This window comes from Variovorax sp. 05N34 (assembly GCF_056397405.1).
The window spans coordinates 98,900-122,543 of the sequence record NZ_JBFTNI010000002.1; the positions used below are offsets into that span (position 1 = coordinate 98,900).

Below are 23,644 nucleotides of genomic sequence, written 5' to 3' on the forward strand. Positions count from 1 at the left end.
TATCCTGTCAAATGACTGCTTGCGGGCAAATGTACCCGGTCCGTTGTCGAGGGAGGCAAGGCTTTCAGCGTTCAACTGGACAGGCACGCGCTAGGTCCGCTCCTGGCCGTCAGAAGGCAGTGGCAATGCGGGCCTCGCTTGAACTACAAAGCATTCTGCGACAGGCAACGCGCTGCGGATGGGCCACGGATAGCTGCGCACGCTCAACTCCGTGACCAGCCATCGCGGCACTCGTCCTTGCCATTTCGGTAACGGTCTTTGCGGTCAGGGCCTTCCGCCTTGAGATAGACCTCCACGCGTCCTGCCCACGGGAAATATGGTTGAGTCGCCCCCTTGGCCTCGCTAACAGCGCGACCTTCTGGAACCCCAAGTTGGCGCAGTAGCTGCCGCACATAAGCAGCGCGAGCTTCTGAGAGCTCAAGCCGCGCTCGGGAAGAGTCTCCTTCGGATGGGTCCGCATGACCGGTGACAAAGGCAAACTCAAAGCCGCACCAGGAACGGGCCAGGTCGACGGCGGCCGCGAGTCGGCTTCGAGACTCAGCATCCAGAGCAACTGCGTGCCGTTCGAAATCGAGTTGAAGTGTGCTGTCCGCGTAGGTTGACATTGATGCGCACGTCAAGTGGTGTGCTGCAAGAAAGATGGCAATTGCGGCCCATCGGCCGCCTTGTCGGCGCGGCGCATTGAGCACCATGGCCCGGCCCGTTGTCGACGGTATGGGCACACACTTTGTCGAGCATGGACGGCTTTCGGCTGACACGTCGTAATCCCGGTGAAACCTAGGCAGGCAGGTTAATTTCATTCGCGCTGAGCGTAGATGGGAAGGTCCGCGATTGGTTGCGGATTGTTGACCGCCGGTCGGTCAGTGCGCACACGCTCACGATGGCTTCGTTGTGAGCCGACGACGAAGGTCTGCTCCTGGCCGGCTAAGGCAGTTGGCCGACTTTATCTGGCCAGGGCCATGACGGTCATTCGGGGTGTGCCTCGGACGCGGTGTTTGAGTCTTTCTTGGCACAACAGCGCTTCATGCCTCATTTGCCGAGAGGCGGTATCGGAATCATCCCTGGGAAGACATACGCCTGCAACATGGCGATCACCCCGATCACCGCGGCCCCGGCAATCGAATGCCAGAGCACAGTCCGGAAGATCGGGCCCAGTGCGTACGACCGCTCCTTCGGGTCGTCATAGCAGGCGGCGCACGCCACCATGATGGATTGAGCGTCGATCATCTTGCCCATCACGCCGCCGGTCGAGTTCGTGGCCACGATCAGGATCGGATTGAGGTTGAGTTGCTGCGCGGTGATGCGCTGCAAGCTGCCGAACAGCGCGTTGGACGCCGTGTCAGAGCCCGTCAGGAAGACACCGAGCCAGCCCAGGTACGCGGCGAAGAATGGGTAGAAGAATCCGGCGCCGGTGAACGCGAGGCCGAGGACCGCGTCGGTGCCTGAGTAGCGGGTCAAGAAGCCGAGGCCCAGCACCTGGGCGATGACCAGCACCGGGATCTTCATCCGGTGCATGGTCTGCAGGAAGGCGTCCTTCCACTGGGTTGCATTCAGCTTGAGGACGAGCCCGGAAAGGAGTGCCGCCACGAAAACGCCCGTGCCTGCGGCGGACAGCCAGTTGATCGTGAATCGCGCTGCTTCGGGTTTCGCGTTGACCGGCGCCACCGGCGGCATCCGCTGGACCAGATTGTGCAGCGAGGGCATGTCCCAGACGGGCAGCGACAGGGTACCGCCGAACGTCGAGCCGAGCAGCGTCGTGGTGAATGTGATCCCGGAGAACAGGTTATTGAGGAACGTCTTGAACTCCGGTATGCCCCACAGCGCGCAACAGGCGATCAGGATCACCCACGGCAGCCACGCATAGGCGGTTTCGGCGGCCGTGTACTTGTATTTCCATTCGGTGCTGTCCGTCGTCGCAGTCGCGATGTTCTTGCCGGCCTGGGCCAGCGCCTCGCGCTCGGATCTGAGCAGGAAGCGCGTCTTCGGGTGCCAGACGAAGCGCAGGAACAGCGCTGTGCAGATCACCGAGAACACGCCCGACACCACGTCGGTCATCAGGTGCAGCGCGTTGGTCCCGGATGCGTAGAACTGCATCAGCGCGAACGATCCGCCGGCGCACAACGTCGCCGGCCAGACTTCGAAGACTTCCCTCCAGGTCCCGCCTTCCATCTTCACGAACGTCGCGACCAGCCAGAAGGGCACCAGGACCGAGACGAATGGCAGCTGGTGGCCCGCCATCGAGGACAGTGTGAGCTGATCGAGGCCACTCACGGCCGCCAGCGTGATGATCGGCGTGCCGATCGCGCCCCATGCGACCGGCGCGGTATTGGCGAGCAGGTTCAGCACGGCGGACTGGAACGGCTTGAAGCCCAGGCCCACCATCACGGCGCCGGCGATTGCTACCGGCGTCCCAAATCCGGAGGTGCCCTCGATGATCGCGCCGAACGAGAAGGCGATCAGCACGCACTGCAGCCGCCGGTCGAACGAGATGTGGACGATCGATTCCTTCACGATTTCAAATTGGCCGGCAACGACGCTCATCGTGTACAGGAACATCGCGGCCAGAACGATCCAGATGATTCCCAGGAACCCCGAGAGGGAGCCGAGCGCGAAGGCCGATACGGCCGACGTGACCGGCATCCTGAAGACCAGGCAGGACACAAGGAACGCGGCGATGACGCCAAAAAATGCCGCGTAGGGCGCGGAGATGCCCAGGTGCACATTGCCCTGCGCATCGCGGTGGCGGTGCAAGGCAATGAAGTAGAGCAGCGTCAGGATCGGGACGGCCGCTACGACTGTGGAAAGGAACGCATTTCCCAATGGGTCATAGGTCTGCTGGAACATGGCTTCCCCTCTTCTCTCAGGCGCTCCGTGAAGGTGTTTGAGCTTCGGACGTCGGAACAGGCGCCGACGAGGCCCTAGATATCGACAAAGTCAGAACCGCCGTTGAGGCGTTTCGTGCGCCAGGTCAATGAAAGCGCGTGAGCGGCCGGAAAGCGATGCGATTGCGCTCCCACCGTCCTCGTGCTCCCCGCTCAGGGCGATCCGGCATTTGTGATCGCCCTTCCACCGAAGATCCGCGTGCCCCGAGATGACCCCGTCAAGAGTCGAACCGTTGAGCTCAACCAAGACATTCCAGCCGTCGTACTCGAACCGATGCACTGCAGAGTTGGTCATCGCCAGGGTCCTCCAAGTAGTGCTACCGCTCCCTCGATAAAAACTAGCCCGCGTACTCCCGGCCAACAAGCCCACGACCAATCCACAGTACGCCACGATGGGCCCGTCGAGCGCCCTCAGGCGACCGTCCTTGCGGCAATCCACCGTGATGAATTCGCCGTGGACAGCCGCAAGCACGCCAATGGCTTCAAGGACATAGGCACTTCGCAAATAGGCACGGTTTTCCCTGACACGATCAAACACGCAGACGGGACGCAGCCTGCGATTGACGATCGCATGCATGGCCGTGTACCGGAACTGCGTTCGATCGTTCAGAAGTTCGAGCGCCGCCGAAAGACCCCGCTGTGCCAGGCACGCCGTGAACACCAACAACTGCTCCTCGAAAGGGAGGTCGACGGATGACACGCTGGGCCTCGAATTGTTCTGATTGTCCAGAGGGGCGAGACTTTCAGTATAGATAGGCAATCTATCAAAATGCTACTTTTTTCTGCACGCCATCAATTCGTCGCGCGCGTGTTCCGACGGCGCCGGTTCGAAGCTGACCAGTGACTGACGGCGCCAGCCGGCGGCCCTCTCCCATCACGTCAGTGGTGCATTTTCCGATTCGCAATTCCGGCGATCATGGCCTGCAGATTGAAAGGGAAGCATGCCCGGCCGGGCGCTACCTACGCGGAGTTGCGTGGCGGCCAAGCTGCGAACTTCGGTTGCCGGTCCTCAACTGGACGGCGCGGTTCAATGACCGGTTCTGGCGCATTCTGCCCGCCGACCCGAGGTGCAAATGGCTCGTCGATGTCGAGTCGCTCTGCCATCAGCAGTGCGAACAAGCGTTCAAACGAGCCGCCCTCTCTGTCTGCGACCGACATCATCGATGGCGGGATATTGAGTCCGAGCCGCGTTGGAAACAAGCTGCCCAAGACGCTGATCCGGAAAGCGTTTCCAGAGCTCGCCAAGCAATTCGAGCATTTCAGGGATTCGAGCGGGGTCGCGCATGAAACGTCCTACGGAACAAACGCGGCCGGAGCGGTGAGCTCGGCAGAGAGTTTCTTCTTCGGATCTTTTGCCCTTGTGTAGTTAAACGGCGGATATTCAAAATGGTTTTCGTAGTACCACCAGAGCAGTTGATTTTCTGCCTCGAGCAACGTTTTTCCGAAGACTGAGTAGTCATTACAAACGGAGAGGCGAATGGGTCCATACAGTTCGATCGCGTGGGCGTTGCGTTTGATGGTGGCGTGCTTCCCAGCCCACTGTTCATAACGACGCTGGAAAGTTGTACCCGTTTGACCAATGTAGAGAATGTCGCTCTCCTTGACCAACCGGTTTACCTTCTTCGCGGACCGAAAGAGGTAGACGACCTTTTTTTGTTTTGCCGCTGCGGAGCAGGTGAAGGCTCGCCGAAAGGCTTCCTCCTTACATTCGGCGATTTGCACGCTGCGCACCGAGCCGCTGCGCGTCTCGGCCCCTCGGGCTCCGTTGCTGACGCCTCTGCGCGCCTGCGGCGCTGCACTCCTGGTTGCCTGCCGGGGGGACGGCCTTTCAAGCCCTCCCCCGCCGCGCGGCAGTTTCGGTTGCGCGTGGCCGATACCAGAACATGCGTCGAGGTAACAACGGGCCAAGCTGGTCATCCTGCGAGCAGCAGGCTTCACGCGTTACATGGAACTACTGTGTCGCACGACAGGCGGGGCCGGCGTGATGGCTTAGCGTCACTGCCAATGGCGGGCAGTTGTACTGCGAGAGACAATCCGCACATGACTTCGACCGCAGCGGACAGCACCTCCACCTTCACCATCGAGCGTTTCGACGTTTTCGTGTTCCGGGCACCAGCCGACCCGCCGGTGCAGACCTCTTTTGGAGTGATGCGCGATCGTCCCGCGGTGCTGGTGCGCCTGACCGACACCGAGGGCGCCGAGGGCTGGGGTGAGATCTGGTGCAACTTTCCGACCGTGGGCGCGGAGCATCGGGCGCGCATGGCGCTCGCGTATTGCCGCCCGGCAGTGATGGGCCGCGCGTGGTCGCATCCGCGCGAATGCTTCGACGAACTGACGCGCCGCTTCGCCGTACTGGCATTGCAGACCGGCGAACACGGCACGCTCAACCAGATCGTCGCGGGCGTCGACACCGCGCTGTGGGACCTCTACGCACGCCGCAGGGGCAGACCGCTGTGGCAGGTGCTCGGCGGCGTCGAGCCCCAGCCGGTGCAGGTCTATGCCTCCGGCCTCAATCCCACCGATCCCGAATTGCTCGCTCTGCAGAAGCGCGAAGAAGGCTATCGGGCATTCAAGCTCAAGGTCGGATTTGGCGCCGAGCGCGATCTCGCCAACCTGCGCACGCTGCGGGACGCGCTGGGCGACGATGCGACGCTGATGGTCGATGCCAATCAGGCGTGGGATTTCGACGAAGCGTGCAAGGCCGGCGAGCGCATGGAAGATTTCGACCTGCTGTGGCTCGAAGAGCCGCTGCGTGCCGACCAGCCCGCCCATCGCTGGAAAGAGCTGGCCGAGCGCCAGTCGCTCACCCTGGCGGGCGGCGAGAACCTCGCCGGCTTCGCGCAGTTCCGCGAATTCATCGCGGCCGAAGGCATGGCGATCATCCAGCCCGATCTGGGCAAATGGGGCGGCTTCAGCGGCTGCCTCGAAGTGGCGAGGCTCACTCTCGCTGCCGAGAAGTGGTACTGCCCGCACTGGCTGGGCGGCGGCATCGGGCTTGTCGCGTCGATGCATCTGAAGACTGCTGTCGGCGGGCCAGGCTATGTCGAAGTCGATTCGAATCCGAACCCGCTGCGGGAACTGCTCGCGGTCCCCAACTTCACGGTCAACGACGGCTGGGTGCAACTGTCGAACGAACCCGGGCTGGGCGTCGTGCCGGACCTCGGGGCATGCAGGGGCTTCTTGGTCGAACTGCCGCTCGTCGGTTTGTAGGGTCGTCGGGTTTGAGTCGGGTTTGAGAATGGGACGGCTGCCGGGCCATCAATAGATCGGAGGCTCCGGCGTCGGTGCGTTGCCTTCGAGACTCAGGAAGTCGCAACCCAGGTGCGCCTGCGTCACCTCGTGCTGGAAGATCTTCGTGTAGCCGCGCACATAGGCTGGCGCGGGCGGCTTCCATTGCATGCGCCGCTCGGCCAATTCTTCATCGGACACCAGCATGTCGAGGCTGCGGGCACCGATGTCCAGACGCACCATGTCGCCGGTCTTCAGCAAAGCCAGCGGCCCGCCGATCGCGGACTCGGGCGACACATGCAGCACGCAAGTGCCGTAGTGCGTACCGCTCATGCGCGAATCCGAGATTCGCACCATGTCGCGCACGCCTTCGCGAAGCAGCTTCTTCGGGATCGGCAGGTTGCCCCACTCGGGCATGCCTGGGCCGCCCACCGGACCGCCATTGCGCAGCACGAGCACGGTCGACGCATCGGCGTCGATGTTCTCGTCGGCCATCGCCGCCAGCATCTCGGCGTTGGAGTCGAACACCAGCGCGCGACCCGTGTGCCGCAGCAACTCGGGCGTCGCGGCAGAAGGCTTGATGACCGCGCCATCGGGGCACAGGTTGCCACGAAGCACGGCAAGTGTGATGCCGGCTTCGGGGCACTCGGGCGTGCCCTGCTTGAGGGGCATTGCCGGATCGAGGATGGTTCCATCGTCGTTCGAAGGCCAACCGGCGATGTCTTCCCCGAGCGTGCGGCCGGTGACGGTGCGCGCCGAAAGATCGAGATGCGCCGCGATCTTGTTGAGCACCGCGGGCAGACCGCCTGCGTAATGAAAGTCTTCCATCAGCTTTTCGCCCGACGGATAGAGGTTGGCAATGACCGGAACGCGCCGCGCGATGGCGTCTAGTTCGTCGATGCCCAGGTGGATGCCCGCGCGCCCCGCCATCGCCGGCAGATGCACCGCGGCGTTGGTCGACCCGCCGAGTGCCATGTAGGCCGCCACTGCATTGAGGAACGAAGCCTTGCTCACGATGCGCGAAGGCTTGAGGTCTTCCCATACCATGGCGACGATGCGCTCTCCGCAACGCCACGACATGCGGCTGTGCTCCGAATCGACGGCCGGGATGCTCATTGCACCCGGCAAGGTCAGGCCCAAGGCTTCGGCGATGGCGGTCATGGTGCTGGCCGTGCCCATGGTGTTGCAGGTGCCCGGCGTGCGCGTCATGCGCGCTTCCAGGTTCACCCACTCTTCCTTGCCAACGTTGCCGATGGTGTATTCAGCCCAGAACTTCTTGGTATGGGTGCCCGCACCCACCGCCTGGCCCTTGTAGCGGTCGTTCATCATCGGCCCGGCGGGCAGGAAAATGGCGGGGATATCCATCGACAGCGCACCCATGATGAGCCCCGGCGTGGTCTTGTCGCAGCCGCCCATGAGCACCGCGCCATCGATCGGCAAGCTGCGCAGCAGCTCTTCGCACTCGATGGCAAGCAGGTTGCGATAGATCATCGTGGTCGGCTTGACCATCACTTCGCCCAGGCTCAAGGCCGGCAGCTCGAGCGGATAGCCGCCGGCCTGCAACACGCCGCGCTTGACGGCCTCGGCACGCTCGCGCAAGTGCGCATGGCATGGCGAGAGTTCGCTCCAGGTGTTGATGATGCCGATGACCGGCCGCCCCATGAACTCCTCGCGCGCGAGCCCTTGCTGCTGCATGCGCTGGCGGTGTGCGAATCCGCGAATATCGTCGCTCGCGAACCAGCGTTGGCTGCGCAGGTCCTGGAGGGTCTTCGCGCGGGTGGCTTCGGTCGACATGCGTTGTGTTCTCTGGGGGTTGCTTCAGTAGGTTGCGGGCGCTGGCGCGGCATTCGGTGCGCTGCGCTGGTTGAATCGCGCCGCCACGTCGTCGGCGCTCTTGCGAAGCAGCACCTGGTCGTTGGCGACGGCCACGAACAGTGCGCCTAAATTGAGCAACTCCTGCGCGCGCGGCTCGTCGTTCATGAGAATGCCCGGCGCCTTTCCGCACGCCAGGATGCGCGCGATGGCCTTGTCGATGGCTGCGCGCACAGTCGGGTGGTTGACCTGCCCCGCGACGCCCATGCTCGCCGACAGGTCGCCCGGGCCGATGAACACGCCATCGACACCATCGACATTCGCAATGTCTTCCAGATGCTCGAGTGCTTCGGCGGTCTCGACTTGCACCAGCACGCAAAGCTCGCTCGCGGCATTGGCGACGTAGCCGGTGTCGCGGCCAAACTTCGACGCGCGCACCGTGCCGCCCATGCCGCGGATGCCGTTGGGCGGATAGCGCGTGGCGGCCACAGCCGCCTCGGCTTCGGCGCGGTTCTGCACGAAAGGAAGCAGCAGCGTCTGCGCGCCGATGTCGAGGTATTGCTTGATCAGGACCGGGTCATTCCACGGCGGCCGCACGACCGCCGAAGTCGGCCGGTCGCGCTCGGCCTGCACTGCCTGCAACTGCCGCAGCATGGTCGTCGGATCACCGGGCGTGTGTTCGGCGTCCAGCAGGATCCAATCGAAGCCGGCGCCCGCGAGCAGTTCGGAGATGTAGGGGTCCGGCAGCGTCGACCAGATGCCGATCTGAGGGATGTTCGCCGCAAGGGCGTGCTTGAATGCGTTGCGTGTGGGCATGGACTTCAATTCGGGTTGTTCATTGGCTGCCGCGCCAGAAGGCGATCTGCGCGGCGACCTGGTGATCGATCATGGGCTTGCCGCCGACGACTTGCAGCCCGCGCGCACTGCATGCGGCCATGAGTTCGGTGTCGCGCGCGGCGATGATGTCGAACAGCGCCGCATCCGCGGGCAGCAGCGTCGGGTCGAACGGCATCGGGTCGCCCGCATGCAGGCCCAGAGAGGTCGCGTTGACTGCAAGGCCCGCGCTGCTCAGGCTCTCGGCACGTGTGTCGATGCGGACATCCGGAAAGGCCTTGCGCACTTCGGAAGCGAGATGCTCCGCGCGCTCGGGCTCTCGATTGATCACATGCAGTTCTCGCACACCGGCTGCCGCCAATGCAAATGCAATGGCCGTCCCGGCACCGCCCGCGCCGACCAGCACCACGGGCCGATCCGTCCACAGGATGCCGTTGGCACGCGCGGCCTCGACGAAGCCGACGCCGTCGAAACTCTCGCCCGACCATTGGCCGTCGGCGTCGATCCGCATGGTGTTGACCACGCCCGTGCGCCGGGCCTCCGGCCCGTGCCGTACGCACAATGCATGCGCTGCGGCCTTGTGCGGAATCGTGAGATTGAGCCCCTGGAGATTGCCGACGCGCGCAAGTTGCGCCACCGTGGCTGCGAAGTCATCCGGATGCACGCCCATYGGCACGAGGCACCAATCGAGCCCCGCCGCCGCAAAGGCCGGGTTGTAGATGCGCGGTGCGCGCACATGGTCGACCGGATGCGCAAGGATCGGAACGAGGCGCGTCGCGCCGCTGAGCGATGCGGGAACCATGGCGTCAACCCTTCACAGCGCCGGCGGTCAAGCCGCTCACGAGATAGCGCCGCACCAGCATCGAGAAGACGAGCACAGGCGCCATGACCAGCGACCCGCCTGCCGCGATCTTTCCCCACTCCCATCCTTCGTAGTTCATGAAGTTCACGACCGCGACGGGCGCGGTGCGCGCATCGGTTCGCGTGAGGATGAGCGCGAAGAAGAAGTCGTTCCATGCATACAGGAAGCACAGGATCGCCGTGGCCGCGATGCCGGCCGTTGCCATCGGCATCACGATTTCGAGGAACACGGTGCCGAAGCCCGCGCCGTCCATCAACGCGGCCTCTTCGAGCGATGCAGGCACGGCATCGAAGAAGGGTTGCATCATCCAGATGACCAGCGGCAGGTTGAAGGTCATGTAGATCATGATCAGCCCCGTGCGCGTGTCCAGCAGCCCCAACCAGCGATAGGCAAGGAAGAACGGAATCGTGAAAGCGATCGGCGGCGCCATGCGCGTGAGCAGGATGCCCAGCCCGAGCCCGAAGCGTCCGCGCCCGGTCCAGCGAGAGAGCGCATAGGCCGCCGGTATGCCGAAGATCAGCGCAAGCAGTGTCGACACGATGCTCGTGATCAGGCTGTTGACGAAAGATTCCGGAAATCCCGCCTGCCAGAGTCCCACGTAGTGTTCGAGCGTCGGCATGAAGATCACGCGCGGCGGAAACTCCAGGATCATCGGCGTCGGCTTGAACGACATCTGCAGCAGCCACAGGAAAGGCAGCAGCATGACAAACAGGATCAGCGGCACGGCCCAGCGCGCGACGGGCCAGCGTTTGCGCCAGGGCGATTTGTGCAATGAAGTCGTCGTCATTCCGCCGCCCCCGCATTGCGGCTCAGGCGCATCGCACCCCAGCTGATCAGCACCGTCGCGGCCAGCAGCACCACGGTGATGGCACTCGAATACCCGAGTTCGCCAAAATTGAATGCCACGAGATACGCGTAGTAGTTGGTCACCTCGGTCACCGAGCCCGGTCCGCCGCCGGTCAACAGAAAGATCAGGGGAAACGCCTTGATGCTGTCGATGAGCCGGAAGAGCGTGCACACCAGCAGCACCGGCGCGATGTAGGGCAATACGATGTGGCCGAACACCCGCCAGGCGTCGGCGCCATCCATGCGCGCCGCTTCGACGTATTCAGCGGGCAGCGTCTGCAGTGCGGCCAGCACCATCAGGAAGGTAAAGGGCGCCCATTCCCATGTGTCGGCAATGACGATCGACCAAAGCGCGAAGTCGACGTGCGTGGTGAGCGCGGGCAAGGCGATGCCGAGCGCGTGCGCGGCTTGATAGATCGGGCTGATGTCGGGCGTGTAGACCAGCTTCCAGATCACCGCCACCACGATCGGCGGCAGCACCATCGGGATCACGAAAAGATGCCGCAGCGATTTCCAGCGTTCCTGGCCCGAATGCACCAGCAGTGCGAGCCCGGTGCCCAGCAGCACCTGCAGCACCACCGTGTAGAGCGACAGCCGCGCCTGCACGGCCAGCGAGCCGACAAAGCGCTCGTCGCCGCCCAGCAGCTTGTAGTTGCGCAGCGGGTCCGAGAAATCGCCCAGCGAGCCGGGATTGACCAGCGCGCCCGGCGTGAGACTCGTGACGAGCAGGAACAGCGTCGGCAGCCCCGCCACGATCAGCAGGAAGATGAGGCTCGGCGCAATCGCCATCCGCGTGAAGCGGCGGCGCTGCAGGTCGTAAGACTGCCCACTCATGTGATCAAGCCGGCGTTCACACCTTCGCGCCCGAGCGACGCAGCGCCGAGACGGCGGATTCCTGCGCCGCCTTCATCGAGTCGGCCGCACTCTGCTGCCCCGAGACCACGCGTTCGACCGCCTTGTTGACCACATCGCCGACGAGCGGGAATTCCTTGACCGTGCGATAGGCCATGTAGTTGTGCGTCTTGCCCGGCTGCTCCAGCACTTCGAGATAGAGCTTGCCGAGGTCTTGCCCGTTGATGGTGTTGATGCGCTTGTACTCCGCGCTCTCGATGATCGAGCGGCGGCAGACGGAAGGATGGCCGGTGTCCTTCACGATGCGGGCGGTGAGCTCGGGGCTCAACGTCCACTTGATGAACTCCCAGGCGGCTTCCTTGTTCTTCGCGTTCTTCGGAATGCCGAGGCCCTGGCTGTTCGATGCGGGGTAGTCGCCCTTGGGGCCGGCGGGCATGCGCATGACGCGCGCCGTGTCCTTCACCTTGCTTTCGGGCGCAGTCAGCATCGCGCTCACCCATGAACTCGAATGGATGAAGATGTTCGAGCGCCCGCTGATCAGCGCCGCACGCGCTTGGTCTTCGGTGTAGCCGAGCACGCCCTGCGGACTGTATTTGGACAGCAGCTTCGAATAGAACTCCGTCGCCTGGATGGAGGCGGCCGAGTCGAGCGCCGGCGTGATGTCGGTTGGTGGTTTCACGAAAAGGTCGCCGCCGTAGCCCTGGATGTACGGCGGCAGGAACCAGTGATGCAGATTCGAGCTGACGAAGCCTGTGACGCCGTCCTGACCGTTGATGGCTTCGGCCACCTTCATGAGTTCGTCGAAAGTGCGAGGTGCTTCCACGCCGCGCTTCTTCATGAGGTCGGTGCGGCTGACGCCCATCAGCATCGCCCCGCCCTCCCACGCGAAACCGTAGGCCTTGCCGGCCTTGTCGAGATACGGCAGCTGCGCGCCTTTCACGAAGTCGTCAGGGTTCCAGTTCGCCGGCGTGTGCTTGGGGTCCGTGGCGAAGTCGCTCAGGTTGGCGAGCAGGCCCGCGGCAACCCAGCGTGCGGCCAGGATGAAGGTGACGTTGCAGAAATCCCAGGCGCTGCCGCCCGACGACAGCTCCAGGTCGGCCTGCTGGTTGTAGACCGGGAAGGCCGACAACTGCAGATCGACCGTCATGCCCGTCTGCTGCTCGAATTCGGGGATGTACTTGCGCAGGATGTTGAAGAAGCCGTGCTGGTAGGCCGCACCGCGCAGCTTGACGCCGGCAAAGGGCTTGGCCTGCGCGATGGCCGGAAACGCCAGCAGGCTGCCTGCGCCGACCGCCGCACTGGCGGCCGCGGCCTTCAGGAGGCTGCGGCGTTTCGGGTCGATGTCGAGAGAGTGCGGGAGGCTCATGGTCGTTTCTCTTTCTTCCGGGTCATCCGTGTGTCGGCTGTGTGGTCGGCTGATGGAGAATATGACAGACAAATAAATTGATCTTTCTCATGGTAAACCCGGCAGTTAGGGCTGTTTCAGGTCGGATAACCTTATTTTTGAAAACAATATGTCCGACGATAAACAAAAACATGAAGCGCCGAGCGCTGCCCTGCGGCGCGGCCCGATGGCTGTGACCGAGACCCTCGCGAGTCGCGTCATCGCCGGCGAATGGGGAGATGGATCACCGCTGCCGACCGAGATGGAGCTGGCCGATGAGCTCGGCGTCGCGCGCACGTCGGTACGCGAGGCGCTCACCCGTCTCAAGGCCAAGGGCCTGATCGCGTCGCGCCAGAAGGCCGGCACGCGCGTGCTGCCGCGCACGCAATGGAACATGCTCGATGAAGACGTGCTGCGCTGGGCGTGGTCCGGCAACGACCGCGTGCAGATGGCGCAGCACCTGATGCAACTGCGGCGCATCGTCGAGCCGGCGGCCTGCGAGATCGCAGCGGCATCGGCGCCCGATTCGGCCATTGCCGCCATAGAGCGCGCCTACCGCATGATGGACGCGGCCGGCATGGACGCGGTCGCCTATGCCGGCCCAGACCTCGAGTTTCATCACGCGATCCTGGCGGCGACTGGCAATCCGTTCCTCGTCGCCTTCGGTGCAACCATCCAGGCCGCGCTGCGAACCTCGTTCGAGCTCTCCACACGCCAGCCCGGCGCGCCTCGCAAGAGCTTGCCGCTGCATCGCGAGGTGCTCGACCAGATCTGGGCGCGCAAGCCGGCCGCCGCCCGCCGCGCGATGGAAGAGCTGCTCGGTCTCACTGAAACGAACATCCAGCGCGGCGTGGCGAAATCCGCCGCCGCGCCATCGACCTGACTTCCGATCTCCAATCTCCAATCTTTGACCTCCGACCTCCAGGGACGCCCCACATGGCAGACATTCAACTGAAATCCATCAGCAAGCGCTTCGGCGACGTCGAAGTCATTCCGGGCCTCGATCTCACGATGCCCGACGGGCAGGTGACGGTGCTTCTCGGCCCATCGGGCTGCGGCAAGTCCACGTTGCTGCGGATGATCGCGGGGCTCGAAACACCCAGCGGCGGCGAGGTAATCATTGGCGGTCGCGTGATGAACGACGTGCCGCCCGCCGAACGCGGCTGCGCGCTGGTGTTCCAGAACTACGCGCTCTATCCGCACAAGACGGTGCGACAGAACCTTGCGTTTCCGTTGCGCATGGCCAAGGTCGACGCCGCGCGGCAGCAGCAGAGCGTCGATGAAATCGCCCGCACGCTCGAACTCACGGCGCTGCTCGACCGCTACCCGCGCCAACTGTCCGGCGGCCAGCGCCAGCGTGTCGCCATGGGCCGCGCGATGATCCGCCAGCCCGAAGTCTTTCTCTACGACGAGCCGCTGTCGAACCTCGACCTCGAATTGCGCGTGAAACTGCGGCTGGAGATTGCGCGCATGCAGCGCTCGCTCAAAGCCACCGCGGTGTATGTGACGCACGACCAGACGGAAGCGATGACGCTCGCCGACCAGATCGTGGTGCTGCGCAAGGGCCACATCGAACAGGTGGGCTCTCCGCTTGCGCTCTATCGCTCGCCGGCCAATCTCTTCGTGGCGGGCTTCATTGGCACGCCGCGCATGAATCTCTTCAACGTCGATGCAACGGAGACCGACAGCGAAGGCACGCGCCTGCGGATCGGCGACATGACCCTTCGCGTCCCGCAGCGGCTTCAGGGCGACGTCAGCACGTTCGGCTTCAGGGCCGAGCAGGTGCGCATCGGTACGCCGCTGCCTGGCCAGGTCGCGCTCGAACTCGCTGATTGCGAAACACTGGCGGTGGAACAACTGGGCGATCGCGCCTTCTGCTACTTGCGGTCGCCGATCGGCGAACTCGTGCTACTGACGCCCGGAGCCGATACCGAACTGCCCCGCACGCTGCATCTCGCGCTCGCGCCGGAAGCGCTGCATTTCTTCGATGCGAACGAAGCCGCACTGAAGCGTGCCGCACCGGCAATGGCCATGGCCTGAACGCCACTCAAGCCGGCGCGCTTTCGCCGTGCAGCCGGACGATCAGCGACCGCAGCCATGTGATGGCTGGGTCCTTGTGATAACGGCCATGCCAGAACAAGCTGATCGCGATCTCCGGCAGCTTGGCCGGATTGCGCACGTATGACAGGCCGAAGGGCTCCACCAGCGCCTGCGCGAGGCGTTCGGGCACCGTCGCAACCAGGTCGGAGTCATGCAGGATGTGCCCGACCGCGACGTAATGCGGCACCGTGAGCACGACCTTGCGTGCGATGTTCCTGCGCCTCAGGAGTTCGTCGGCCTGTCCATGGCCCGTCCCTTCCGAGATCACGACGACATGATCGGCCGCTGAAAATTCGCCGAGGGAAATGGAGCGCTTGTCGAGCGCGTGACCCCGCCGGAACATGCAGACATAGTGCTGCTTGAACAGCCGACGCTGGAAGTAGCCGGCCTTGAGTTGCGGCAGCAATCCGATCGCGAGGCTGACGTGCCCTGCTTCCATCTCGTCCTGCAAGTTCACTGCCGTGTTGCGCACGGTGCTCAGCGAGACGCCCGGCGCCACGCGGGACAGCTCCTTCATCAGCTTGGGGAGAAAGTAGATCTCTCCGATGTCGGTCATGCCGACCGTGAAAGCGCGCGTCGAAGTGGCGGGGTCGAAGTTCGCGCGCTGATTGATGGCCGCGTGAATCACCTGCAGCGCACGCGCCGTGGGCTCCGCGAGCTGTTGGGCAAAAGGCGTGGGCTCCATGCCCTTGGGCGTGCGCAGAAAAAGCGGGTCGTCGGTGAGCTTGCGCAGCCGCGCCAGCGCATTGCTCACTCCGGGCTGCGAAAGCCCGAGGCTGGTCGCAACCTTGGAGACGCGGCGGTCAATGAGCAATTGATTGAAAACCACCAGGAGGTTGAGATCGATGTCCTTGAGCTCCATGATCATTCACATCCACATTCACATTCGCCAAATCAATAAAGACTATTCGCCGTATTCTATTGAACGATGACGATGGCTTGACGATCATTGAACCGGGCGACAAGCCGCACGACACAAGGAGACACGCATGGACGACACATCGGCCGTCTTCCCCCAGAAGATCCACTGGGAAGACCAAGGCACGAGCCGCATCCCCTTCATGGCCTACACCGAGTCCGACCAGCATCGGCGCGAACTCGAACGGTTCTTCTATCGGGGCCACTGGTGCTACGTGGGCCTGGAAGCGGAGATCCCGAACGCGGGTGACTTCACGCGCACGGTGATCGGCGAGCGCTCCGTCATCATGGTCCGCGACGCCGAAGGCGCCATCAATGTGATCGAGAACGTGTGCGCGCATCGCGGCATGCAGTTTTGCCGCGAGCGGCACGGCAACAAGAAGGATGGGGGGTTCACCTGCCCCTACCACCAATGGAACTACACGCTCAATGGCGACTTGCAGGGCGTGCCTTTCCGGCGCGGGGTCAAGCAGGACGGTAAGGTCAACGGCGGCATGCCGGCCGACTTCAAGCCCGCGGAACACGGGCTCAACAAGCTGAAAGTCGCAACCCGTGGCGGTGTCGTCTTCGCTTCTTTCGATCACGATGTCGAATCGCTCGAAGACTTCATGGGTCCGGCAATCCTCGGCTACTTCGACCGGCTGTTCAATGGCCGCAAGCTGAAGCTGCTCGGCTACAACCGCCAGCGCATTCCAGGCAACTGGAAGTTGATGCAGGAGAACATCAAGGACCCCTACCACCCGGGACTGCTCCACACCTGGTTCGTGACTTTCGGGCTCTGGCGCGCGGACAACAAGTCGGAGCTGAAGATGGACGCGCACCACCGGCACGCTGCGATGATCTCCACGCGCGGCGCGAGCGGCAAGGCGGACCAGGTCACGCAGGTATCGAGCTTCAAGGAAAGCATGCAGCTCAACGACGACCGCTTTCTCGACATCGTGCCCGAGCCCTGGTGGGGCGGCCCCACGGCGGTGATGATGACGCTGTTCCCGAGCGTGATCCTGCAGCAGCAGGTCAACAGTGTCTCGACGCGGCACATCCAGCCGAACGGGCCCGGCAGCTTCGATTTCGTCTGGACGCACTTCGGGTTCGAGGACGACGACCAAGTCATGACGAAGCGCCGCCTTCGCCAGGCCAATCTTTTCGGGCCCGCGGGATTCGTCTCGGCGGATGACGGCGAAGTGATCGAGCTTTCGCAAAAGGGCTTCGAGCAGAAGCCATTTCATCGAACCCTGGCCGAACTGGGCGGGCGTGAGGTCGGCGATACCGACCACATGGTCACCGAGACATTGATTCGCGGCATGTACGAGTACTGGCGCAAAGTCATGGAGGCATGAGATGGAGTTCAGAGACTACTTCGAGCTGAACCAGCTCTATGCCGACTACGCTAGCGCCGTCAGTTCCGGCCATTGGGAACTCTGGCCCGAGTTCTTTACTGAAGACTGCACCTATCGACTGCAGCCGCGGGAGAACTTCGAGAGAGGCTTTCCGCTTGCGACGCTGTCTTTCGAGAGCAAGGGAATGCTCAAGGACCGCGTCTATGGCATTCGGGAGACGCTGTTCCACGACCCTTACTACCAGCGCCACGTTGTTGGTGCGCCGGTCGTGCGCAAGTCGGAGCCCGGCCGGTTCGAATGCGAGGCCAACTACGCAGTGTTTCGCACCAAGCTTTCGGAGCTATCGTCGGTCTTCAATGTCGGGCGATATGTCGACATCGTCGTGCGCACCGAACAGGGCCTCAAGTTCGAGTCGCGACTCGTCATCTACGACAGCGAGATGATCCCGAACTCCGTCATCTATCCACTCTAAGAACATAACGAGAGCAGACATGAACGAGCAGCTTTGGACCGATGCCGCACCCGTGGACGATGTGCCGGTCGACGATGTCATTGGCATGGTGGTGGACGGGCGTGACATCGCGCTCTACAGCGTGGATGGCCAGATCTTCGCGACCGACAACATCTGCACCCACGGCCATGCACGGCTGTGCGAAGGCTTCCTCGAGGGGCATGAGATCGAATGCCCCTTGCACCAGGGCAAGTTCGACGTGCGCAATGGGCAACCCACCTGCGCGCCCGTCACCGAGGCGATCCGTTCGTACCCGGTCAGGATCGAAGCCGGCCGGGTGTTCCTTTCGCTGACATGACCGCCGAGACTGTCGCGGAGACCATCGCCATCGTCGGCGCCGGACAGGCTGGCGGATGGGCTGCGCGGACCTTGCGTGCCGAGGGCTTCAAAGGCCGCGTGGTCCTGATCGGCGACGAGCCGCATCGGCCGTACGAGCGTCCACCTTTGTCCAAGGCCGTGCTCTCGGGCGAAGCAGCCGCGGAGAGCACCTGTCTGATGAAGACGGAGGCATTCGACGCATTGGACATCGACTGGCGGCCGAACGTCAGCGCGACATTCATCGACAAGGCCGCCAAGCGGCTTCACCTGTCGCGGGGAGATTCCATCCCATATTCCGTCGGATACGACAAGCTCATCTTGTGCAATGGCGGTCGCGCGCGACGACTGAGCATTCCCGGCGCGGATCTGCCCGGCGTCTTCACTCTGCGCAGCATCGAGGATGCAAAGGCGTTGGGTGCCGCTCTGTCTCCAGGCAAGCGCTTGCTCGTCGTTGGCGGTGGCTGGATCGGTCTCGAAGTCGCCGCGACTTCGAAGAACAAAGGCATGCATGTGACGGTGGTTGAAGCGATGGGCCGCCTGTGCGAACGCACGGTCCCGCCGGAGATGTCGGGCTATCTGCACCAACTGCATGCTTCGCACGGTGTCCACATCGAGCTCGGCACCGGCGTCGAGCAGTTGATTCCCGCGCCGCAAGGTGGCTTGATGGCCGCTTTGGTCGATGGTCGCCGGCTCGCATGCGATGCCGTGCTGATTGGCGTGGGCTTGATCGCCAACGACGAATTCGCGCGCGAAGCAGGACTGGACTGCGACGGCGGCATCGTGGTCGACGCGCAGTGCCGCTCGTCGCATGCCGACATCTTCGCCGCGGGCGACGTAGCGAACTGGCACTGCGATTGGGCCGGGCGACGGATGCGGCTCGAGTCTTGGCAAAACGCGCAGGAGCAAGGGATTGCTGCCGCGAGGTCAGCGCTGGGCATTGAAGTGAATCACCAGCCCTTGCCCTGGTTCTGGTCCGATCAGTACGACATCAATCTGCAGATCTTTGGTGTGCCCTCGCCCGCTCACGAGGTCGTGGTGAGAGGCGACCGGGACTCCAAAAGCTTCGTCATGTTCTTTCTCGATGGAGACAGGGTCGTTGCGGCGATGGGCCCCAATTCGGCAAAGGACTTGCGGTTTGCGCGACGCCTGATCGAGCTTCGCACAAGTGTCGATGCGAGCCTACTGGCGAACCCCGGCGTGCCACTCACAAAGGTCCAGGCACACTGACTTGTTGGAATCAGCGTTCTTTTCCATACTCCTGTTTTGCAGACAAGGAGCAAGGGCATGCAAGAGACGCAGACACTGATCCCCGCCGCCGTTCTGGCGAAGAAGGCAAAGAGACCGTTCCCGGGCTCGTCCGCCGAATACGATGCTGCGCGAGAAGCGCTGCTGGCCGAAGAGATCGAGTTTCGTCGTCACATGACGCGCATGGTCGAGCAGCGCCAGGCGTTGCCGCCGGGGCCGGTCATCGACAAGGACTACCGCTTCAAGGACGAACAGGGATTCGAGGCGGGGCTGATCGATCTCTTCGGCGACAAGGACACGCTCGTCACCTACTTCTGGATGTATGGACCGCAGCGCGAGCGGCCGTGCCCGATGTGTACCAACCTGCTCGGGGCACTGAACGGCAACGCAGCCGACATCAAGCAGCGTGTCGCGCTCAAGGTGCTCGGGCGTTCGCCCGTCGGGCGGCAGTACGCTTTCGCACAGGAGAGGGGCTGGCGTGACCTGAATTTCGTGCAGACGGTCGGCGACGACTATGCCAAGGACATCGGCGTGCTGCAGCCGGACGGAAGCGAATACCCGGCGTTGATCGTGTTCAAGCGCGACGGCGACAAGGTCCGGCTGTTCTGGGCGTCTGAAATGACGGGCGAGATGTCCGACCCCGGCCAGGATCCGCGCGGCGCGCCAGACATTGCCCCGCTCTGGTTGATCCTGGACCTGACGCCCGGCGGACGCGGCACCGACTGGTATCCGAAGCTCCAGTATTGAGCTCCTGTATTGACAGGGCCAAATAAGGGCAAGCTTCGGCTTCATGGCATCTCAGCTGATACAGATCATCGGACCCGGCGGCGCTCCCTATCAACTGGGCCAGCCGATGCTGATGTTCGCCGGCCGCCTGTTTCTGGGCCGCGTGGATCCGGTGCGCCTCGGCAATGGCGGCACGGAGGTGTACTTCGGAAGCTTCGCACCCACCTCCGTGACGCAGGGAGAGCCGCGAAACGTCGGCGCGTTGCTGTTCTACGAAGCCTGCGCCTATATCACTCGCCATTACCCGCAGGTCCAGGTCATCCGTTTCGCGTCTTCGCGCCCGATGCCGGGCGTTGGAGATCCGGCGTTTCAGGCGGCGTCCCGCGTGGCGGCCGTCGAGCGCATCGGTGCGACGAATGTCCAGGTGACGCCGGCGCAATCGGGGCTCATCGTCGTCTCCGGCACCTGGGCCTACAACGAGCGCAACCTGCACGCACTCAACATGGTCCTGGAAGAGCATCGCGCCATCTTTCGGGCGGTCGCCATTGGCCGCACCGACGATTGGCCGGCCTGGCTCCGGCAAGTCCGGCGCATCGTTTCGCGGCATCGGCGCGCATAGCCGGGGCGTGAGCAGCCCGGCGCAGGCGGATGGCATGTGCCTTGCTGGCGGACGCAAGATGAGCCGGCCGAGTGTCTTGCGCGTCGGGTCTTGGCGCTTGCGTCTGTCGAAATGCTCGCGCCGCGGCCCTGTCGACGGCTCCTTCTTTCTCGTGTCGCTGCGGCTTACCTCCTCGAACACCTCGCTGCCGTCTGCTTGCCTGAGCGGGATCGAATAGCCGGGGGCGCCAAAGCGCGTCTTTATGTCTTCGTCGTCTTTTTCGGCGCTCTACTCGCGGCCTGCAGCGCCGCCGCCTGCGCGGCGTGCTTCTCGCCCCGCGAGGGCCTGTGCGCCTTGCCAGCCTTGGAATTCTTGGCTTCCTTAGGCTCCTTTCTTTCCTTCGGCTTCTCTTTGGCCTCCGGGTGATGCGTTCTCACCAACTTGTCGATGGCCTTCGCCCTCGGCAGCAGCGCCTGCGCTTGGCGCTTCGCACGCTCCTCCTTGAGCAGGCGGCGCTCCTCGGTCAGCTTTTGTTCGGCTTCGGACGGCTCGTGGTCCGCCCCCAGCGAGTGGACACGGTCCATCGTGGCCTTGTGAAGCATCGCGCCGTTCTTCGCGATGCGGTGAGTCATCGATGCGATGCGAATGGGCATGTTGCGATCTCCTTGGTGAGTGGAAGACCAATGTAGGCCGGCCTCAGCGTCTTGCCAATCGATTAATGCGGCCTCGCGCGCCACTGGCTGCGCACCGCTTGCTGCTCTGGCGATGAAGGCGATGAGATTGATGGGGGCGTGAGCGCCCTCAAGTGGCCTTTGCCGAGTTCCGTGGGCTGCGACCTTCTTGCCGTCGAGCAGCCCCGCTGCGGCCGGCAGGAATGCGCCGCTGCAAACCGATGCGATACGACGCACCTGCAGCGATCCCCAGGCGCATGATGCTGGTTTAGGTGGTTGCCAGCGAACTGAGCATAGAAAGGACCTCGCAGTCCAGGAAATGCAGTCGCGGGATGACGGACATGCCGCGGTTGGCAAACGAGACGGCATCCCCGTCATGCCGAGGCGGCATTTCCGCGCCGACGTCAACGGCTTTTATGCTCCCGGGCATTTGCACCGAGACACCATGCCCGCCTACTGCATCGCGAATATCGAAGTCCACACGCCTGACATTTACGAGTCCTATCGACGTCATACGGCCGGGACGTTGCCGAAGTTCGGCGGACGGTTCCTTGTCCGTGGCGGCGCCACCGAGGTCGTCGAAGGGTCCTGGCAGCCCGCGAGGCTCGTCGTCATCGAATTCCCTTCGATGGACGATTTGCAAGCCTGGTATCGGTCTCCGGAGTATCAGGCGATCGTCCGAGGTCGACACGGGGGCGCGCGCTCGGAACTCGTGTTCGTGGAAGGCTTTACTCCTTGAAGCGCAGGACTACGCTACAGCCACACGGGGAAACCGGATCGCACTAGGAGACAAGACATGACCAGCATCTTCGACCAGGACCTGCCGCGCAACGAAGCCAATCACGCGCCGTTGTCGCCGCTGTCGTTCATTGAACGGGCAGCCGAGGTGTACCCGGACCGGCCCGCGGTCATCCATGGCGACTTGCGGCGCACATGGAGCGAGCTATACACACGCTGCCGCCAGCTGGCCGGTAAGCTGGCCAATAGCGGCATTGGCAAGGGCGACACCGTGGCCGTGATGCTGCCCAATACGCCGCCCATGGTCGAGGCGCACTTCGGCATCCCGATGGCAGGCGCGGTGCTCAATGCGCTGAACACGCGGCTGGATGCGGAGACCGTCGCCTTCATGCTGGACCACGGCGAGGCCAAGGCGCTGATCGTCGATGCCGAGTTCGCGGGCGTGGTGAAGAAGGCGCTGGCGCTGCGCAAGGAACAGCGGCCGCTGCTGGTGGTCGATGCGGAAGACACGCTCTTCACGGGCGCGGCGGAGCGCATCGGCAGCACCAGTTATGAGGCGTTCGTGGCGCAGGGCGACCCGCAGTTCGCCTGGCAGCTGCCCGGAGACGAGTGGGACGCCATCGCGCTGAACTACACCAGCGGCACCACGGGCAATCCCAAGGGCGTGGTCTACCACCACCGCGGCGCGGCCATCAACGCCATCAGCAACATCCTGGAGTGGGACCTTCCAAAGCATGCGGTGTACCTGTGGACGCTGCCTATGTTCCATTGCAACGGCTGGTGCTTTCCGTGGACCATCGCCGCGCGCGCGGGCGTCAACGTCTGCCTGCGCAAGGTGGAGGCCGGCGCGATCATCGACGCGATCAAGCGCCATGGCGTGACCCATTACTGCGGCGCGCCGATCGTGCACGGCATGCTGGTGAATGCGCCTGACGAGATGAAGAAGGGCCTGCCTCAGGGCGTGAAGGCCATGGTCGCCGGCGCGGCGCCGCCTGCTTCGATGATCGAAGGCATGGAGCGGCTGGGCTTCGACCTGACCCACGTGTACGGGCTCACCGAGGTCTATGGACCGGCCACTGTCTGCGCCAAGCACGCGGCCTGGGACGCGCTGGACATTGGCGAACGCGCGCGCCTGAACGCCCGCCAGGGCGTGCGCTACCACCTGCAGCGCTCGGCCCGCGTGCTGGACCCGCAGACCATGAAGCCGGTGCCGATGGATGGCGAGACCATGGGCGAAATCATGTTCCAGGGCAACATCACCATGAAGGGCTACCTGAAGAACCAACGGGCCACGGCTGAAACGTTTGCCGGCGGTTGGTACCACACGGGCGACCTGGCCGTGCAGTATCCGGACGGCTACATCAAGATCAAGGACCGCAGCAAAGACGTGATCATCTCGGGCGGCGAAAACATCTCCTCCATCGAGGTGGAGGACGTGCTGTACCGCCACCAGGACGTACTGGCCGCCGCCGTTGTCGGCAAGCCGGACGCCAAGTGGGGCGAAACCCCCTGCGCCTTTGTTGAACTGAAGGGCGGTGCCCAGGTGACGGCGGCCGATATCGTGGCGCATTGCAAGAAGCACCTGGCGGGCTTCAAGGTGCCCAGGGCGGTGGTGTTCGGCGAGCTGCCCAAGACCTCGACCGGCAAGATCCAGAAGTTCGAGCTGCGCAAGCGGGCCGGTTCGGCTGCGGCAATCGACATCTGAGCCTGTAACGTCAGTCGACGGTGGCGCCTACCCCGGTACGCCATAGCTGCTGCAGAGTAGACTGCTGCTGGCCCCGT

General features: G+C 63.6%; 23 protein-coding genes. 11 read left to right on the forward strand and 12 right to left on the reverse strand.

Going from position 1 to position 23,644, the window contains the following annotated elements:
• Positions 1 to 203: 203 nt before the first annotated feature.
• From AC1DMA_RS04780 to AC1DMA_RS04795, 4 genes are all read right to left on the reverse strand, one after another.
• Positions 204 to 800, reverse strand: coding sequence for an OmpA family protein (locus tag AC1DMA_RS04780; RefSeq protein ID WP_478127728.1), 597 nt, complete (start codon positions 798 to 800; stop codon positions 204 to 206).
• A gap of 229 nt (positions 801 to 1,029) precedes the next feature.
• Positions 1,030 to 2,844: an L-lactate permease gene (locus tag AC1DMA_RS04785; RefSeq protein ID WP_478127729.1), complete on the reverse strand. Its 1,815-nt coding sequence runs from the start codon at positions 2,842 to 2,844 to the stop codon at positions 1,030 to 1,032.
• A 90-nt stretch (positions 2,845 to 2,934) separates the two neighbouring features.
• Positions 2,935 to 3,582 (reverse strand): hypothetical protein, encoded by a 648-nt coding sequence (locus AC1DMA_RS04790; protein ID WP_478143430.1) that lies wholly within the window; start codon positions 3,580 to 3,582, stop codon positions 2,935 to 2,937.
• A gap of 593 nt (positions 3,583 to 4,175) precedes the next feature.
• Positions 4,176 to 4,790, reverse strand: a complete 615-nt coding sequence (locus AC1DMA_RS04795) for a hypothetical protein (protein ID WP_478143431.1) — start codon at positions 4,788 to 4,790, stop codon at positions 4,176 to 4,178.
• Positions 4,791 to 4,922: 132 nt separating this feature from the next.
• Between AC1DMA_RS04795 and AC1DMA_RS04800 the strand changes: the two genes are divergently transcribed.
• A complete protein-coding gene (locus AC1DMA_RS04800) occupies positions 4,923 to 6,092 on the forward strand; it encodes a mandelate racemase/muconate lactonizing enzyme family protein (protein WP_478143432.1) in 1,170 nt (389 codons plus the stop codon).
• 48 nt (positions 6,093 to 6,140) lie between these two features.
• Here the strand turns inward: AC1DMA_RS04800 and araD are convergent, their stop codons facing one another.
• The 6 genes from araD to AC1DMA_RS04830 are packed head-to-tail and all read right to left on the reverse strand — an operon-like array spanning position 6,141 to position 12,682.
• Positions 6,141 to 7,904 (reverse strand): L-arabinonate dehydratase, encoded by a 1,764-nt coding sequence (araD, locus tag AC1DMA_RS04805; protein ID WP_478143433.1) that lies wholly within the window; start codon positions 7,902 to 7,904, stop codon positions 6,141 to 6,143.
• Positions 7,905 to 7,928: 24 nt separating this feature from the next.
• Positions 7,929 to 8,738 (reverse strand): HpcH/HpaI aldolase family protein, encoded by an 810-nt coding sequence (locus AC1DMA_RS04810; protein ID WP_478143434.1) that lies wholly within the window; start codon positions 8,736 to 8,738, stop codon positions 7,929 to 7,931.
• A gap of 19 nt (positions 8,739 to 8,757) precedes the next feature.
• Positions 8,758 to 9,558: a shikimate dehydrogenase family protein gene (locus tag AC1DMA_RS04815; protein WP_478143435.1), complete on the reverse strand. Its 801-nt coding sequence runs from the start codon at positions 9,556 to 9,558 to the stop codon at positions 8,758 to 8,760.
• 4 nt (positions 9,559 to 9,562) lie between these two features.
• A complete protein-coding gene (locus AC1DMA_RS04820) occupies positions 9,563 to 10,405 on the reverse strand; it encodes a carbohydrate ABC transporter permease (RefSeq protein WP_478127736.1) in 843 nt (280 codons plus the stop codon).
• Entirely contained in the window at positions 10,402 to 11,298 is an 897-nt protein-coding gene (locus tag AC1DMA_RS04825; protein WP_478143436.1) for a carbohydrate ABC transporter permease, read from the reverse strand. The genes AC1DMA_RS04820 and AC1DMA_RS04825 overlap by 4 nt, the downstream gene beginning before the upstream one ends.
• A gap of 16 nt (positions 11,299 to 11,314) precedes the next feature.
• On the reverse strand, positions 11,315 to 12,682 hold the full coding sequence (locus AC1DMA_RS04830; RefSeq protein WP_478143437.1) for an ABC transporter substrate-binding protein: 1,368 nt from the start codon (positions 12,680 to 12,682) through the stop codon (positions 11,315 to 11,317).
• A gap of 148 nt (positions 12,683 to 12,830) precedes the next feature.
• On the opposite strand from AC1DMA_RS04830, the gene AC1DMA_RS04835 reads away from it, so the two are divergent.
• A complete protein-coding gene (locus AC1DMA_RS04835; RefSeq protein WP_478127739.1) occupies positions 12,831 to 13,583 on the forward strand; it encodes a FadR/GntR family transcriptional regulator in 753 nt (250 codons plus the stop codon).
• A 53-nt stretch (positions 13,584 to 13,636) separates the two neighbouring features.
• Positions 13,637 to 14,740, forward strand: a complete 1,104-nt coding sequence (locus AC1DMA_RS04840; RefSeq protein WP_478143438.1) for an ABC transporter ATP-binding protein — start codon at positions 13,637 to 13,639, stop codon at positions 14,738 to 14,740.
• Between the two features lie 7 nt (positions 14,741 to 14,747).
• On the opposite strand, the gene AC1DMA_RS04845 is transcribed toward AC1DMA_RS04840, so the two are convergent.
• Positions 14,748 to 15,662: a LysR family transcriptional regulator gene (locus AC1DMA_RS04845; protein WP_478143960.1), complete on the reverse strand. Its 915-nt coding sequence runs from the start codon at positions 15,660 to 15,662 to the stop codon at positions 14,748 to 14,750.
• Between the two features lie 127 nt (positions 15,663 to 15,789).
• On the opposite strand from AC1DMA_RS04845, the gene AC1DMA_RS04850 reads away from it, so the two are divergent.
• From AC1DMA_RS04850 to AC1DMA_RS04875, 6 genes are read left to right on the forward strand one after another with little or no spacing between them, the layout of a single operon-like run.
• On the forward strand, positions 15,790 to 17,055 hold the full coding sequence (locus AC1DMA_RS04850; RefSeq protein WP_478143439.1) for an aromatic ring-hydroxylating dioxygenase subunit alpha: 1,266 nt from the start codon (positions 15,790 to 15,792) through the stop codon (positions 17,053 to 17,055).
• A gap of 1 nt (position 17,056) precedes the next feature.
• Positions 17,057 to 17,527 carry an aromatic-ring-hydroxylating dioxygenase subunit beta gene (locus tag AC1DMA_RS04855; protein ID WP_478143440.1) on the forward strand — a complete coding sequence of 157 codons (471 nt, stop codon included), beginning with the start codon at positions 17,057 to 17,059 and terminating at the stop codon, positions 17,525 to 17,527.
• A gap of 19 nt (positions 17,528 to 17,546) precedes the next feature.
• Positions 17,547 to 17,864, forward strand: coding sequence for a non-heme iron oxygenase ferredoxin subunit (locus AC1DMA_RS04860; RefSeq protein WP_478143441.1), 318 nt, complete (start codon positions 17,547 to 17,549; stop codon positions 17,862 to 17,864).
• Positions 17,861 to 19,111 carry an NAD(P)/FAD-dependent oxidoreductase gene (locus AC1DMA_RS04865; RefSeq protein ID WP_478143442.1) on the forward strand — a complete coding sequence of 417 codons (1,251 nt, stop codon included), beginning with the start codon at positions 17,861 to 17,863 and terminating at the stop codon, positions 19,109 to 19,111. Before AC1DMA_RS04860 ends, AC1DMA_RS04865 begins: the two co-directional genes overlap by 4 nt.
• Positions 19,112 to 19,168: 57 nt before the next feature.
• Positions 19,169 to 19,876 carry a DUF899 family protein gene (locus tag AC1DMA_RS04870; protein ID WP_478127745.1) on the forward strand — a complete coding sequence of 236 codons (708 nt, stop codon included), beginning with the start codon at positions 19,169 to 19,171 and terminating at the stop codon, positions 19,874 to 19,876.
• Between the two features lie 43 nt (positions 19,877 to 19,919).
• A complete protein-coding gene (locus tag AC1DMA_RS04875; RefSeq protein ID WP_478143443.1) occupies positions 19,920 to 20,474 on the forward strand; it encodes a hypothetical protein in 555 nt (184 codons plus the stop codon).
• 239 nt (positions 20,475 to 20,713) lie between these two features.
• On the opposite strand, the gene AC1DMA_RS04880 is transcribed toward AC1DMA_RS04875, so the two are convergent.
• A complete protein-coding gene (locus AC1DMA_RS04880; protein WP_478143979.1) occupies positions 20,714 to 21,085 on the reverse strand; it encodes a hypothetical protein in 372 nt (123 codons plus the stop codon).
• A 484-nt stretch (positions 21,086 to 21,569) separates the two neighbouring features.
• Here AC1DMA_RS04880 and AC1DMA_RS04885 point away from each other — a divergent pair, with 484 nt between their 5' ends.
• Positions 21,570 to 21,863: a DUF1330 domain-containing protein gene (locus AC1DMA_RS04885; protein ID WP_478143444.1), complete on the forward strand. Its 294-nt coding sequence runs from the start codon at positions 21,570 to 21,572 to the stop codon at positions 21,861 to 21,863.
• A gap of 57 nt (positions 21,864 to 21,920) precedes the next feature.
• Positions 21,921 to 23,567, forward strand: a complete 1,647-nt coding sequence (locus tag AC1DMA_RS04890) for an acyl-CoA synthetase (RefSeq protein ID WP_478143445.1) — start codon at positions 21,921 to 21,923, stop codon at positions 23,565 to 23,567.
• Positions 23,568 to 23,644: the final 77 nt, after the last annotated feature.